At 72.5% G+C, this 12,955-nt stretch carries 13 protein-coding genes; 7 read left to right on the forward strand and 6 right to left on the reverse strand.

Annotated elements, in window-relative coordinates:
• Nucleotides 1–25: 25 nt before the first annotated feature.
• Both GHR20_RS28295 and GHR20_RS28300 read left to right on the forward strand, forming a co-directional pair.
• Entirely contained in the window at nt 26–1,417 is a 1,392-nt protein-coding gene (locus GHR20_RS28295) for an aldehyde dehydrogenase family protein (RefSeq protein WP_153814768.1), read from the forward strand.
• 16 nt (nt 1,418–1,433) lie between these two features.
• The gene (locus GHR20_RS28300) at nt 1,434–2,516 is read left to right on the forward strand and encodes a Zn-dependent alcohol dehydrogenase (RefSeq protein ID WP_153814769.1); all 1,083 of its coding nucleotides are present in this window, start codon (nt 1,434–1,436) and stop codon (nt 2,514–2,516) included.
• A 34-nt stretch (nt 2,517–2,550) separates the two neighbouring features.
• Here the strand turns inward: GHR20_RS28300 and GHR20_RS28305 are convergent, their stop codons facing one another.
• Together GHR20_RS28305 and GHR20_RS28310 are read right to left on the reverse strand one after the other, a co-directional pair.
• Complete coding sequence (locus GHR20_RS28305) at nt 2,551–3,267, reverse strand: winged helix-turn-helix domain-containing protein (RefSeq protein ID WP_153814770.1); 717 nt, start codon at nt 3,265–3,267, stop codon at nt 2,551–2,553.
• Nucleotides 3,268–3,323: 56 nt separating this feature from the next.
• A complete protein-coding gene (locus tag GHR20_RS28310; RefSeq protein ID WP_148027551.1) occupies nt 3,324–3,965 on the reverse strand; it encodes a TetR/AcrR family transcriptional regulator in 642 nt (213 codons plus the stop codon).
• Nucleotides 3,966–4,031: 66 nt separating this feature from the next.
• On the opposite strand from GHR20_RS28310, the gene GHR20_RS28315 reads away from it, so the two are divergent.
• From GHR20_RS28315 to GHR20_RS28325, 3 genes are all read left to right on the forward strand, one after another.
• Entirely contained in the window at nt 4,032–5,183 is a 1,152-nt protein-coding gene (locus GHR20_RS28315) for an acyl-CoA dehydrogenase family protein (RefSeq protein ID WP_153816163.1), read from the forward strand.
• A gap of 59 nt (nt 5,184–5,242) precedes the next feature.
• On the forward strand, nt 5,243–5,533 hold the full coding sequence (locus tag GHR20_RS28320) for a YiaA/YiaB family inner membrane protein (RefSeq protein ID WP_148027552.1): 291 nt from the start codon (nt 5,243–5,245) through the stop codon (nt 5,531–5,533).
• Between the two features lie 92 nt (nt 5,534–5,625).
• A complete protein-coding gene (locus GHR20_RS28325) occupies nt 5,626–6,285 on the forward strand; it encodes a TetR/AcrR family transcriptional regulator (protein WP_148027553.1) in 660 nt (219 codons plus the stop codon).
• Here GHR20_RS28325 and GHR20_RS28330 read toward each other — a convergent pair.
• Nucleotides 6,276–6,737 (reverse strand): MaoC family dehydratase, encoded by a 462-nt coding sequence (locus GHR20_RS28330; protein WP_153814771.1) that lies wholly within the window; start codon nt 6,735–6,737, stop codon nt 6,276–6,278. The genes GHR20_RS28325 and GHR20_RS28330 overlap by 10 nt on opposite strands.
• An 89-nt stretch (nt 6,738–6,826) precedes the next feature.
• Here GHR20_RS28330 and soxR point away from each other — a divergent pair, with 89 nt between their 5' ends.
• On the forward strand, nt 6,827–7,285 hold the full coding sequence (gene soxR, locus GHR20_RS28335; protein WP_153814772.1) for a redox-sensitive transcriptional activator SoxR: 459 nt from the start codon (nt 6,827–6,829) through the stop codon (nt 7,283–7,285).
• Nucleotides 7,286–7,312: 27 nt separating this feature from the next.
• Here soxR and GHR20_RS28340 read toward each other — a convergent pair whose 3' ends face one another.
• The 3 genes from GHR20_RS28340 to GHR20_RS28350 all read right to left on the reverse strand — a co-directional run bounded on the left by GHR20_RS28340 (nt 7,313) and on the right by GHR20_RS28350 (nt 9,928).
• A complete protein-coding gene (locus tag GHR20_RS28340; RefSeq protein WP_153814773.1) occupies nt 7,313–8,377 on the reverse strand; it encodes an RNA ligase (ATP) in 1,065 nt (354 codons plus the stop codon).
• Nucleotides 8,378–8,475: 98 nt separating this feature from the next.
• Nucleotides 8,476–9,204: a 3-keto-5-aminohexanoate cleavage protein gene (locus tag GHR20_RS28345; RefSeq protein ID WP_153814774.1), complete on the reverse strand. Its 729-nt coding sequence runs from the start codon at nt 9,202–9,204 to the stop codon at nt 8,476–8,478.
• Nucleotides 9,205–9,325: 121 nt separating this feature from the next.
• Nucleotides 9,326–9,928, reverse strand: coding sequence for a hypothetical protein (locus GHR20_RS28350; RefSeq protein WP_111585162.1), 603 nt, complete (start codon nt 9,926–9,928; stop codon nt 9,326–9,328).
• 220 nt (nt 9,929–10,148) lie between these two features.
• On the opposite strand from GHR20_RS28350, the gene GHR20_RS28355 reads away from it, so the two are divergent.
• Nucleotides 10,149–12,950, forward strand: coding sequence for a penicillin acylase family protein (locus GHR20_RS28355; protein WP_153814775.1), 2,802 nt, complete (start codon nt 10,149–10,151; stop codon nt 12,948–12,950).
• Nucleotides 12,951–12,955 lie beyond the last annotated feature (5 nt).

A 12,955-nucleotide genomic window follows, 5' to 3' on the forward strand; every position in this document is an offset into this window, starting at 1 on the left:
CGCGCATCCGCCGGGAGGAAGCAGCATGAAGGCACACGACGGTCTGTACATCGACGGCGGCTGGCGCCCCGCCGCGCGTCCGGACGAGGTGATCGAGGTCGTGAACCCGGCCGACGAACAGGTCATCGCCCGGGTTCCGGCCGCCGGTCCGGACGACGTGGACGCCGCCGTGCGCGCGGCCCGGGCCGCCCTGCCCGGGTGGGCCGCCACCCCGCCCGCCGAGCGCGCGGCCCGCCTGGCCGCGCTGCGGGACGCGCTCGCGGCCCGCAAGGACGAGATCGCCGAGACGGTCACCGCCGAACTCGGCTCCCCGCCCGCCTTCTCGGAGGCCGTGCACGCGGGCCTGCCCATCGCGGTCGCCGGCACCTACGCCGAACTCGCCGCGACCCGCCCCTTCGAGGAGAAGGTCGGCAACTCCACCGTCCTGCACGAGCCCGTCGGCGTGGTCGGCGCGATCACCCCCTGGAACTACCCGCTGCACCAGATCGTCGCCAAGGTCGCCCCGGCGCTCGCCGCCGGCTGCACGGTCGTCCTCAAGCCCGCCGAGGACACCCCGCTCACCGCCCAGCTGTTCGCCGAGGCGATGCACGAGGCGGGCGTCCCGGCGGGCGTGTTCAACCTGGTCACCGGCCTCGGACCGGTCGCCGGGCAGGCGCTGGCCGAGCACCCGGACGTGGACCTCGTCTCCTTCACCGGCTCCACCGCCGTCGGCCGCCGCATCGGCGCGCTGGCCGGCGGGGCCGTGAAGCGGGTCGCCCTCGAACTCGGCGGCAAGTCCGCCAATGTCATCCTGCCGAGCGCCGACCTCGCCAAGGCGGTCGACGCCGGCGTCGCCAACGTGATGTCCAACTCCGGCCAGACGTGCAGCGCCTGGACCCGGATGCTGGTCCACCGCGACCGGTACGAGGAGGCCGTCGGGCTGGCCGCGGCCGCCGCCGCCAAGTACGGCGACCGCATCGGGCCGCTGGTCAACGCCAAGCAGCGGGAGCGGGTGCGCGGTTACATCGAGCAGGGTGTCGCGGAGGGCGCCCGCCTTGTCGCGAGCGGGCCCGAAGCGCCGCGCGAGAAGGGCTACTTCGTCAGCCCGACCGTCTTCGCCGATGTCACGCCGGGGATGACCATCGCCCAGGAGGAGATCTTCGGCCCGGTCCTCTCGGTCCTCGCCTACGACGACGAGGAGGACGCCCTGCGCATCGCCAACGGCACGGTGTACGGCCTGGCCGGCGCGGTCTGGGCCGGTGACGAGGACGAGGCGGTGGCCTTCGCCCGGCGCATGGACACCGGGCAGGTCGACATCAACGGCGGCCGCTTCAACCCGCGCGCGCCGTTCGGCGGTTACAAGCAGTCCGGGGTCGGCCGGGAACTCGGCGGCCACGGCCTCGACGAGTACCTCCAGACCAAGTCCTTCCAGTTCTAGAGGGAGTCCGCCCGCCATGGCCGTACGAGCCGCTGTCCTTCCCGCCGTCGGCGCACCCCTGGAGATAACCGGCATCGAGCTGCCCGAACCCGGCCCCGGACAGGTCCGGGTCCGGCTCGCGGCGGCCGGGGTGTGCCACTCCGACCTGTCCCTGTCCGACGGCACGATGAGCGTGCCGGTGCCCGCGGTCCTCGGCCACGAGGGCGCCGGGACGGTCGTCGCCGTCGGCCCGGACGTCGCCCATGTCTCGCCCGGGGACCCCGTCGTCCTCAACTGGGCGCCCGCGTGCGGGACCTGTCACGCCTGCTCGCTCGGCGAGGTCTGGCTGTGCGCCGACGCGCTGAACGGCGCGGCCGCCGTCCACGCCCACGCCGCCGACGGCACCCCGCTGCACCCCGGTCTGAACGTCGCCGCGTTCGCCGAGGAGACCGTGGTGTCCGCGTCCTGCGTGCTGCCGCTGCCGGACGGTGTCCCGCTGACCGAGGCCGCGCTCCTCGGCTGCGCCGTGCTCACCGGGTACGGCGCGATCCACCACTCGGCGCGGGTACGGCCCGGTGAGAGCGTCGCCGTGTTCGGGGCGGGCGGGGTCGGGCTCGCCACGCTCCAGTCGGCCCGGATCGCGGGCGCGTCCCGGATCATCGCCGTCGACGTCTCCCCGGCCAAGGAGGAGCTCGCGCGGGCCGCCGGCGCCACGGACTTCCTTCTCGCCACCACGACCACGCCCCGTGAGATCCGCGCCCGCACCGGCAGGCAGGGCGTGGACGTCGCCGTCGAGTGCGCGGGCCGCGCGGTCAGCATCCGTGCGGCCTGGGAGTCCACGCGGCGGGGCGGCCGTACGACGGTCGTCGGCATCGGCGGAAAGGACCAGCAGGTCACCTTCAACGCCCTGGAACTCTTCCACTGGGGCCGCACCCTCTCCGGCTGCGTCTACGGCAACAGCGACCCGGCCCGGGATCTGCCGGTGCTGGCCGGGCATGTCCGCGCGGGCCGCCTGGACCTGGCCGCGCTGGTCACGGAACGGATCGGACTGGAGGACATCCCCGCCGCCTTCGAGAACATGAGGGCGGGGAAGGGCGGACGGGCGCTGGTGGTGTTCTGACGGGGAGCGGCCCGGAAGGGGAGCGGGGGCGCGGTCAGCCCAGGGCGTCCGGGGCGATGCCGAGCAGCGCGGACAGCACCCGCTGCCCCTCCCGGGTCACCCGGACCGCCCGCCCGCTCCCGATCCGCTCGCACCACCCCGCGTCCAGCGCGTGCCGGCACAGCGCCGCCCCCGCCACCCCGGCCAGGTGCGGGCGGCGCTCCGTCCAGTCGAGGCACCCGCGGGCCAGCGGACGCCGGCCGCCCGGCGCCAGGGAGATCCCCGCCGCCGCGAACCACTCCAGCCCCGGGTCCGTCAGCGCGAAGCCCGTGTCCTGGCGCAGCAGCCCCCGCGCGGTCAACGCGTCCGTCAGCGCGATCCCGAGCCGCCCCGCGAGATGGTCGTAACACGTACGCCCCCGCGCCATCGCCGCCCCCGCGCTCGACGCGCGCAGGGAACGCGCCGCCTCCCGCCCCGCCACCGGGGGCACCCGCGCTGCGAGGTCCTCCACCAGCGTCGCCACCCGCGCGTCCGCCAGCCGTACGTACCGGTGCCGCCCCTGGCGGTCCTCCGCGAGCAGGCCGCCCGCCACCAGCTTGCCCAGATGCTCGCTCAGCGTGGAGGCGGCCACCCCGGCGTGGCGCGCCAGTTCGCCCGCCGTCCAGGCCCGCCCGTCCAGCAGGGCCAGCAGACACACGGCCCGGGTCTCGTCCGCGAACAGCCCGGCCAGCGCCGCGAGCCCCGCGGCCCGGGGGTCCTCGATCCTGGTCATGCCTCCCAGCATGCGCCCGGAACACTTCGGCCGGCACCGAAGTGCCGCCACCGGTTCTAGGCCCCCTGGCCCACCCGCTCGTACTGTTGCGCCAGCCCGTCCAGCAGCGCGCTCAGGCCCGTCTCGAACGCCCGCTCGTCGATCTTCTCCTGCTGTTCCGCGAGGAGATGGGCCTGCCCGAGATGCGGATAGTCGGCCGGGTCGTACGCGCTCGCGTCGTCCACGAAGCCGCCGGCGAAGGAGCCGAGCGCGGAGCCCATGATGAAGTACCGCATCAGCGCCCCGATGGACGTGGCCTGCGCCGGCGGCCAGCCCGCGTCGACCATCGCGCCGTACGCCGCGTCCGCCACCCGCAGTGCGGCCGGCCGGCGCCCGGGGCCGCGGGCGAGCACGGGGACGATGTTGGGGTGGGCGCGCAGCGCGGCCCGGTAGGAGACGGCCCAGTCGCGCAGCGCGGTCCGCCACGCCCGGCCGTCCTCGAACATCGACAGGTCGACCAGCGCGCTCACCGAGTCCGCGACCGCCTCCAGGATCTCGTCCTTCGTGCGGAAGTGGTTGTACAGCGAGGGCCCGCTCACCCCCAGCTCCGCGGCGAGCCGGCGGGTGGAGACGGCCGCCAGCCCCTCCCGGTCCACGAGTTCGCGGGCCGTCCGGACGATCCGGTCGGTGCTGAGCAGGGGCTTGCGCGGTCGGGCCATGGCGCACATAGTAGGGCTGCGTCTGTAAACTAGCAGTGCTAATTTAAAGGGAGAGGTGATCTCGTGGTGAACCTGGGGCTCAGCGACGAGCAGGCGGCCGTACGGCGGCTCGCGCGGGACTTCGTGACCCGTGAGATCGCCCCGCACGTGATCGCCTGGGACCGGGCCGAGGAGGTCGACCGGGGCATCGTGAAGAAGCTCGGCGAGATCGGCTTCCTCGGGCTGACGGTCCCGGAGGAGTACGGCGGCAGCGGCGGCGACCACCTGTCGTACTGCCTGGTCACCGAGGAGCTGGGCCGCGGCGACTCCTCGGTGCGCGGCATCGTCTCCGTCTCCCTCGGTCTCGTCGCCAAGACGATCGCGGCCTGGGGCGACGAGGAGCAGAAGCGGCGCTGGCTGCCGGGGCTGACCGCGGGCGAGTCCGTGGGCTGCTTCGGCCTCACCGAGCCCGGCACCGGCTCCGACGCGGGCAACCTCACCACCCGCGCGGTCCGCGACGGCGACGAGTACGTCGTCAACGGCACCAAGATGTTCATCACCAACGGCACCTGGGCGGACGTCGTCCTGCTCTTCGCCCGCTCCACCGACGCCCCGGGCCACAAGGGTGTGAGCGCCTTCCTGGTGCCGGCCGACACGCCCGGCCTGAGCCGCCGCCCGATCCACGGCAAGCTCGGCCTGCGCGGCCAGGCGACCGCCGAACTCGTCCTGGAGGACGTGCGGGTGCCCGCCACCGCCATGCTGGGCGAGGAGGGCAAGGGCTTCTCGATCGCCATGTCCGCGCTCGCCAAGGGCCGGATGTCGGTGGCGGCGGGCTGTGTCGGGATAGCCCGGGCCGCGCTGGACGCGGCCGTCGGGTACGCGGGGGAGCGCGAGCAGTTCGGCAAGCCGATCGCCCGCCACCAGCTGGTGCAGGAGCTGATCAGCGACATCGCCGTGGACGTGGACGCGGCCCGGCTGCTGACCTGGCGGGTAGCCGATCTGATCGACCGCGGCGAGCCGTTCGCCGTCGAGTCCTCCAAGGCCAAGCTGTTCGCCTCCGAGGCCGCGGTCCGCGCCGCCAACAACGCGCTCCAGGTCTTCGGCGGCTACGGCTACATCGACGAGTACCCGGTCGGCAAACTCCTGCGCGACGCCCGCGTGATGACCCTCTACGAGGGCACCAGCCAGATCCAGAAGCTGCTCATCGGCCGCTCCCTGACCGGGGTCTCGGCGTTCTGAGTACCGTCTGAGTAGCCGAGCGGATGTGGCGCGGGCCGCCTGCGCCGATGCTCTCCCTCATGAGTGACACATCGGTCAAACAGCAGAGCACGGCCGCCTTCTACGGCCAGTCCGTCGCGTCCTTCGCCATCGCCATGGCGGCCACGTCCATCGGCATCTTCCGGCTGGACACCGACGCATGGGTGCGCGCGTTCCTCGCGATCGCCGTCCTGTACCTCGTCACCTCCGCCTTCACCCTCGCCAAGGTGATCCGGGACCGCCAGGAGGCCGGACAGATCGTCAGCCGGGTCGACCAGGCCCGGCTCGACAAGCTCCTCGCCGAGCACGACCCCTTCGCCGAGAAGCTCTGATCTTCCGCACGGCCTGTGGGCTGCTGCGCTAAGCGCTCGCTCACCGTCGGCGGTATGGTGGTGCTCCGGTCACCGAGAGGGGCGTAAGAGCGATGAGTACGGCGGCGGAGACGACCGGCGGCGAGGCGGAGCCGTGGGAGGAGGTCACCCCTGACGCGGCCCGGCGGCTGCTGGTGGCCGCCGTGGAAGCCTTCGCCGAGCGCGGGTACCACGCGACGACCACCCGGGACATCGCGGGCCGCGCCGGAATGAGCCCCGCCGCGCTCTACATCCACTACAAGACCAAGGAAGAGCTGCTCCACCGGATCAGCCGCATCGGTCACGACAAGGCCCTCGACATCCTGCGCACCGCGGCCCGCCGCGAGGGCCCCGCGACGGAGCGGCTCGCCGACGCCGTCAGCTCCTTCGTCCGCTGGCACGCCGGCCGGCGCACCACCGCCCGGGTCGTGCAGTACGAGCTCGACGCCCTCGGCCCCGAGGCCCGCGCCGAGATCCTCGGGCTGCGCCGGCAGGTCGATGCCGAGGTGCGCGGGATCGTCGAGGACGGCGTCGCCGCGGGCGAGTTCGACGTGCTGGACGTCCAGGGCACCACGCTCGCCGTGCTGTCGCTGTGCATCGACGTGGCCCGCTGGTTCAACATCGACGGGCCGCGTACGCCGGAGGCGGTCGGCGAGCTGTACGCCGAGCTGGTGCTGCGGATGGTCGGGGCGAAGCAGCCCCGGCCCGCGGCGGCTCCGGACTCCTACAGGTAGTAGCGGGACACCGACTCCGCCACGCACACCGGCTTGTCGCCGCCCTCGCGCTCCACGGTGAAGGCGACGGCGACCTGCACACCGCCCTTGACGTCCTCGACGCCGGTGATCGTCGCGGTGGCGCGCAGCCGGGAGCCGACGGGGACGGGGGCGGGGAAGCGGACCTTGTTGGTGCCGTAGTTGACGCCCATCCTCACGCCCTCGACCCGGATGAGCTGGGGGCCGAAGAGCGGCAGCAGCGACAGGGTGAGGTAGCCGTGCGCGATGGTCGTCCCGAACGGCCCCGCGGCGGCCTTCTCCGGGTCCACGTGGATCCACTGGTGGTCCCCGGTGGCCTCGGCGAACAGATCGATCCGCTTCTGGTCGACCTCCAGCCAGTCGGTGTGCCCCAGCTGCTCGCCCACGGCCGCCCTCAGCTCGGCGGGGGAGGTGAAGATCCTCGGTTCTGCCATGTTCCCGGCCTCTCGATCGTCTGCCTAAGCAACTGCTTAGCATGGTCGGGTGGGGCGTCGATGTCAACGGAGTGACTAGGCTCTGAGGAGTGCCGCAGATTCCCGAGAAGATCCATGAGCTGACCGTCGGCCAGCTGTCCGCGCGCAGCGGTGCCGCCGTGTCCGCGCTGCACTTCTACGAGGCCAAGGGCCTGATCGCCAGCCGCCGCACCGGGGGCAACCAGCGCCGGTTCAGCCGGGACACGCTGCGCCGGGTGGCGTTCATCCGGGCGGCGCAGCGTGTCGGCATCCCCCTCGCCACGATCCGCTCCGCGCTGGCCGAGCTGCCGGAGGAGCGGACGCCGACCCGGGAGGACTGGGCGCGCCTCTCGGAGGCGTGGCGCTCGGAGCTGGAGGAGCGGATCACCCAGCTCAACCGGCTGCGGGACCACCTGACCGACTGCATCGGGTGCGGATGCCTGTCGCTGGACACCTGTGTGCTGTCCAACCCGGACGACGCCTTCGGTCAGCGGCGGGCGGGATCGCGGCTGATGGCGGAGGGCCGCTGAGCCGAGGGCCCGGCGGCCCCGCCCCGGTCACTCGTACTCCGTGCCGCCCTTGCGGGTCAGATACGCCGGACTCACCGCCTTCGCGATCGCGCGGCCGCCGGTCACCGCGCTGTACCGCTCGGTGGCCGGCCGTATCACCACGCCCTCGCGCAGGTGCAGTCCGCGGCCGGAGACGGTCTCCCGGCCGCTCGCGACCGAGAGCACCCGGTCGATGTCGTACGGCCCCTCGTACAGCCGGGGCACCACCGGCAGTTCGCCGTCCAGTACGCCGGTGTCCAGCCAGCGCACGGTGCCCCCGATCTCGGCCGAGACGTCGAACACCGCGTATCCCAGGGTCTCCCGGCGGCCGTCGGCGCCGTACGTCAGGTCCTGGACGCCCGCGCCGTACACCTCGCCGAAGACGCCGATCCGGCGCGCCCCGAGCCGTTCGGCGAGGCGGGCGGCGGCCTCGGGGACGCCGTGGGCGCGCACGGCGCGCCAGTACAGGTTGCGGGGGTCCTCCCTGAGCGCCAGCGACCTGGCGCCGAAGCCCTTGGAGGAGACGTGCACCCGCCCCTCGTCGGCGACGTACGTCAGCAGGCAGGCCGAGCCGTGCAGCTTCTCGGTGAGCACCACCGGCTCGCCGGGCGCGAAGACGTCCGGGTAGCGCTGGATGTTCTCGATGTCGACCCAGGGCAGCAGCTCGGGCGCCTGCTCCACCTCGCCGTTCATGGTGGGCGGGATGGGCGGCACCCATTTGGTGATGCCGAGCCGCTCCGCGAAGTCCGTGCCCCGGACGGCCGCGGCCGCGAGATCGACGCCGTCGAGCGCTTCCGGCCGGCACACGATGCCCTGGGACAGCTCGCCGCGCAGCCGCACCGCCCTGACCCGGTTGGCCGCGCTCCCCGCGAGCCTTGCGGTCAGCCCCAGCTCCTCGATCAGCTCGTCCGGGAGCACGGCCTGCTCGGGGATGTACAGCGCCGCCTCCCCGCTGCGGAACGCCCCCTTGGCCACCACGGCCCGGTACAGCCCCACCTGCGCCAGCTCCAGCGCGTCGGCGTTCGGGTGCTCACGGACGGTCAGCACCTCGGCGGTCACCCGCAGCGTGGACATGGAGATCCCCCTGTTCCTTCCGGCTTCGACTCCCGCCACTGTCGCGGACGCCAAACCCGTGGAACGACCCGATTCCCGCCTGATACCGTCCCGTCGGTCTAGGACGCGCGCCGGGCCGCCCCGTACTGGAGCAGCCCCTCCGCCACCAACCGGGCGTTGGAACCGGCCCGTTCGCCGTCCGGCAGGTCCAGGGTGTCCTCCAGGCCGATGCGGGTCGCGAGACCGAGGCGGCCGGCCAGGCGCAGGACGGGCCAGGCGCCGCTCTCCTCGCCGTGCAGGAGGAGGGGGCGGCCGTGGGCCTCGCCCAGGGCGGTCAGAAGGGTGCGGGCCGAGGTCTCGGCCGTGACCGGGTCCGTGTCCGTGACCTCGGCGAGGACGCGCAGCACCCGGGGGCCGAGGGGGGAGCCGGTGAAGCGGGCCGCGCCGTCCGTGCCGGACCAGATGCCCGCCTCGACGGCCACGCCCCGCTCCAGCAGCAGGGCGGCCAGTTCTTCCGCGCCCGGTTCATGCCAGTTGACCGAGGCGACGTCGGGCAGCGCCGGCCAGGAGCGCACCCGGGCGAGCCGTGCGGCGGGGTCGGGTTCGGCCCAGGCGCCGGTGGTCACCCCGATCGGCACCGCGACCTCGGCGCGCAGCGCTTCCAGGACCGGGGTCAGGACACGCGGGGAGAGGCTGTCGTGCCCGCAGGGGCACTTGGGATGGACATGGATCTCCGTGGCCCCGGCCGCGACGGCGCCCGCGGCGGAGCGCGCCAGGTCCCCCGGTGACATCGGGACGGCCGCGCCGTGCTCGGCGGTACGGTTTCCGTTCAGACATGCCTGCACCATGTCTCGATGGTGCCAGTCCCCGCCGGTGTAGTCAGCGGAGCGAAGTCGATGGAACATGGGGGCGCGGCATCCCCTGCGCGGCCCCCGGACATTTCCCCTGCCGAGGTCCTCGCCGGCTCGGTCAGGCCGGCATCAGCAGCCGCCCGCGCCGGGCGTACGCCAGCGCCTGCGGGGAGAGCACCGGGCGCGGAACGAGTATCCCGCAGTCGCCGCACACGGGTCCCGAGGACGGCTCGTGGTCGAGGCCGTACCGCCAGGCGAGCCGGTCGGCGCCGCAGACCGGGCAGCTCGCCCCCGGCTTCCGCTCCAGCGCGTCGATCAGCCTGCGCAGCACCTCGGCCAGCGGATCGGAGGGGTGCACCCGCGGGTCGTCGCACCAGGCGACCCCGAAGCCACCCCAGGTCAGCCGGTGCCAGTCGTCCACGCTGCCCGGTCTGCGCAGCCCGTCGTGCTTCTCGCGGCGGCGGCGCTCGGTGAAGTCGTGCTCGTAGCCGAGCCAGACGGAGCGGGCCTCCTCCAGCTCCTCCAGTGCGGCCACGAGCCGCGCCGGGTCGGGGGAGCGGTCCTCGGGGCCGAATCCGGCCCGCCCGCACAGATGGTCCCATGTCGCCCGATGTCCGTAAGGGGCGAACTTCTCAAGGCACTTGCGCAGCGAATAGCGCCGCAGTGCCAGATCGCAGCCCGGATCGCGTACCTGTCTCGCCAGACTCCTGAAACCGGCCATCGCCCTGCACCTCCGTCACACCTGCACCTGTTCCGCGGCTACTTCGGCGTCGTCGTACGAACGTCGCCTGATAGACGTATCGACAGGCGCTTCGGCTCCATCTCTTCTCGCGCTTGTTCGGTTCGGCCCTGCCGCAAACTCCAAAACGTGACGCATGTTCATCTTCAACTTCGGGGATACCGGCGGTAACGTTCGCGCACCCCAGTCGCTAGGAGCTGCCATGCCATGGCGCACCCCACGGACCGCCCTTGACAGAGTGAGAACGTTCCGCAGACTTCCCGGGTTCCTGAAGACGGCCTCGGTATGCGTTCTGATAGCCGGACTTGTCTCCCCCATTACCCAGAGCGCCGCGAGCGCGGCCACCTCCGCGTCCCCCGCGGCCGCCTCGAACGACTACTGCGGCGGCCAGTGTTCGGACATCCTGCCGGCCGGTGAGAACGGCAACGCGACCCTCGCGCAGATCCTCCTCAACCAGGCATTCGGCACCCAGCCCGCGCACGCCGAGGACCAGCTCGGCCCGTATGCCAACCTGGCCACGGGCTACAAGGGCCTGAGCGACACGACCGTCAACAACTTCTTCAACGACGCCTCGTTCGGCGTCCCGTCCGACCAGGTCGCCTCGACCGAGAAGCCGAACGGGCGCGGCGATGTGACGATCGTGCGCGACAAGAAGACCGGTGTGCCCCACATCACCGGCACCACCCGCTACGGCACCGAGTTCGGCGCCGGGTACGCGGCGGCCGAGGACCGGCTCTGGCTGATGGACGTCTTCCGGCACGTCGGCCGGGGCCAGCTGACCTCCTTCGCGGGCGGCGCCGCCGCCAACCAGGGTCTGGAGCAGCAGTTCTACCGCAACGCGCCCTACACCGAGGCCGACCTCCAGGCGCAGCTCGACCGCGCCGTGGCGAACAACGGCGCCCGCGGCCAGCAGGCCCTCGCCGACGCCGACGCCTACCTGGACGGCATCAACTCCTACATCGACGCCTCCGACAGCGGCCGCTACTTCCCCGGTGAGTACGACCTGACCGGCCACAAGGACGCGATCACCAACGCCGGCACCATCGACCACTTCAAGATCACCGACCTGGTGGCGCTGGCCTCGGTCATCGGCTCCCTGTTCGGCTCCGGCGGCGGAGGAGAGGTGAACAACGCCCTCTCCCTGATGGCCGCGCAGGACAAGTACGGCGTCGAACAGGGCACCAAGGTCTGGGAGTCCTTCCGCGAGCGCAACGACCCCGAGGCCGTCCTCACCGTCCACGGCGGCCAGAGCTTCCCGTACGGCACCAAGCCCGCCACCGCCAAGGGGCAGGCGCTGCCCGACGCCGGCTCGGTGACCCAGGAGCCGCTGGTCTACGACCGCACCGGCAGCGCGGCCACCGCCGCCGCCAAGAGCGCCTCCACCAGCGCCGCGAAGACGGACCTCAGCTCCGCCCACCGGGGCATGTCCAATGCCCTGGTGGTGAGCGGCAAATACACCGCGAGCGGCCATCCGATCGCCGTCTTCGGGCCGCAGACCGGTTACTTCGCGCCGCAGCTGCTCATGCTCCAGGAGATCCAGGGCCCCGGCATCAGCGCCCGCGGCGCCTCCTTCGCGGGCCTGAGCATGTACGTCGAACTCGGCCGGGGCCAGGACTACTCCTGGAGCGCGACCACCTCCGGCCAGGACATCATCGACACCTACGCCGTCGAGCTGTGCCAGGACGACTACCACTACCTGTACCACGGCACCTGCACCGCCATGGACAAGGTCGAGCAGAAGAACTCCTGGTCGCCCACGCTGGCCGACGGCACCGCCGCCGGGTCGTACACCATGCGGGTCTGGCGCACCAAGTACGGGCCGGTGGAGTACCGGGCGACCGTCGGCGGCAAGAAGGTCGCCTACACCAGCCTGCGCTCCTCGTACCTGCACGAGGTCGACTCGATCATCGGCTTCCAGATGCTCAACGACCCCGGCTACATCAAGGGCCCCCAGGACTTCCAGAGCGCGGCGCAGCACATCAACTACACCTTCAACTGGTTCTACGCCGACTCCCAGCACACCGCCTACTACAACAGCGGTGACAACCCGGTCCGCGCGGACGGTGTCGACCCCGAGTTCCCGGTGTGGGCGCAGCCCGCGTACGAGTGGAAGAACTGGAATTCGGACACCAACACGGCCGACTACACGCCGCCCTCCGCCCACCCCAACTCCATCGACCAGGACTACTACGTCTCCTGGAACAACAAGCAGGCCAAGGACTACACCACCGCCTCCTGGGGCGACGGCTCCGTGCACCGCGCCAATCTGCTGGACGACCGGGTGAAGAAGCTGGTCGCGGCCGGCGGGGTGACCCGCGCCAAGCTGGTGCAGGCCATGGCCTCCGCGGGCGTCGCCGACCTGCGCGCCGAGGACGTGCTGCCCGAGCTGCTCCAGGTGATCGGCTCCTCGCCGGTGACCGACTCCGCGGCCGCCGACGCGGTGAACAAGCTCCAGGCGTGGGTGACCGCGGGCGCCCAGCGCACCGAGACCTCGGCCGGCTCCAAGACGTACGCGAACGCCGACGCGATCCGCATCCTGGACGCCTGGTGGCCGCTGCTGGTCAAGGCCGAGTTCCAGCCCGGCCTCGGCAGCGATCTGTACAACGCGCTGACCGGCAACCTGTCCGTCGACGAGGCCCCGTCCGCCGGGCACGGACCGACCGGCTCGCACGCCGGAAGCTCCTTCCAGTACGGCTGGTGGAGCTATGTCGACAAGGACATCCGGTCGGTGCTCGGGCAGAACGTGCAGGGCCCCCTCGCCGCGAAGTACTGCGGCAACGGGGACCTGGGCGCCTGCCGCGACACCCTGATCAGCACCCTGAAGCAGGCCGCGGGGATGACCGCCGCCCAGGTCTACCCGGGCGACAGCCTCTGCTCCGCCGGTGACCAGTGGTGCGCCGACTCGATCGTCCAGCGCACGCTGGGCGGCATCAAGCACGGCAACATCAGCTGGCAGAACCGGCCGACCTTCCAGCAGGTCGTGGAGTACACCTCGCACCGGTGACCCGG

Source organism: Streptomyces sp. SUK 48 (assembly GCF_009650765.1).
Taxonomy (GTDB): Bacteria; Actinomycetota; Actinomycetes; order Streptomycetales; family Streptomycetaceae; genus Streptomyces.

Bases quoted from the DNA above. Each gene is read 5' to 3' on its own strand.
- GHR20_RS28295 (WP_153814768.1), top strand. From the start codon at position 26: ATGAAGGCACACGACGGTCTGTACATCGACGGCGGCTGGCGCCCCGCC.
- GHR20_RS28300 (WP_153814769.1), top strand. From the start codon at position 1,434: ATGGCCGTACGAGCCGCTGTCCTTCCCGCCGTCGGCGCACCCCTGGAG.
- GHR20_RS28305 (WP_153814770.1), bottom strand. From the start codon at position 3,267: ATGACCAGGATCGAGGACCCCCGGGCCGCGGGGCTCGCGGCGCTGGCC.
- GHR20_RS28310 (WP_148027551.1), bottom strand. From the start codon at position 3,965: ATGGCCCGACCGCGCAAGCCCCTGCTCAGCACCGACCGGATCGTCCGG.
- GHR20_RS28320 (WP_148027552.1), top strand. From the start codon at position 5,243: ATGAGTGACACATCGGTCAAACAGCAGAGCACGGCCGCCTTCTACGGC.
- GHR20_RS28325 (WP_148027553.1), top strand. From the start codon at position 5,626: ATGAGTACGGCGGCGGAGACGACCGGCGGCGAGGCGGAGCCGTGGGAG.
- GHR20_RS28330 (WP_153814771.1), bottom strand. From the start codon at position 6,737: ATGGCAGAACCGAGGATCTTCACCTCCCCCGCCGAGCTGAGGGCGGCC.
- GHR20_RS28340 (WP_153814773.1), bottom strand. From the start codon at position 8,377: ATGTCCACGCTGCGGGTGACCGCCGAGGTGCTGACCGTCCGTGAGCAC.
- GHR20_RS28345 (WP_153814774.1), bottom strand. From the start codon at position 9,204: ATGGTGCAGGCATGTCTGAACGGAAACCGTACCGCCGAGCACGGCGCG.
- GHR20_RS28350 (WP_111585162.1), bottom strand. From the start codon at position 9,928: ATGGCCGGTTTCAGGAGTCTGGCGAGACAGGTACGCGATCCGGGCTGC.
- GHR20_RS28355 (WP_153814775.1), top strand. From the start codon at position 10,149: ATGCCATGGCGCACCCCACGGACCGCCCTTGACAGAGTGAGAACGTTC.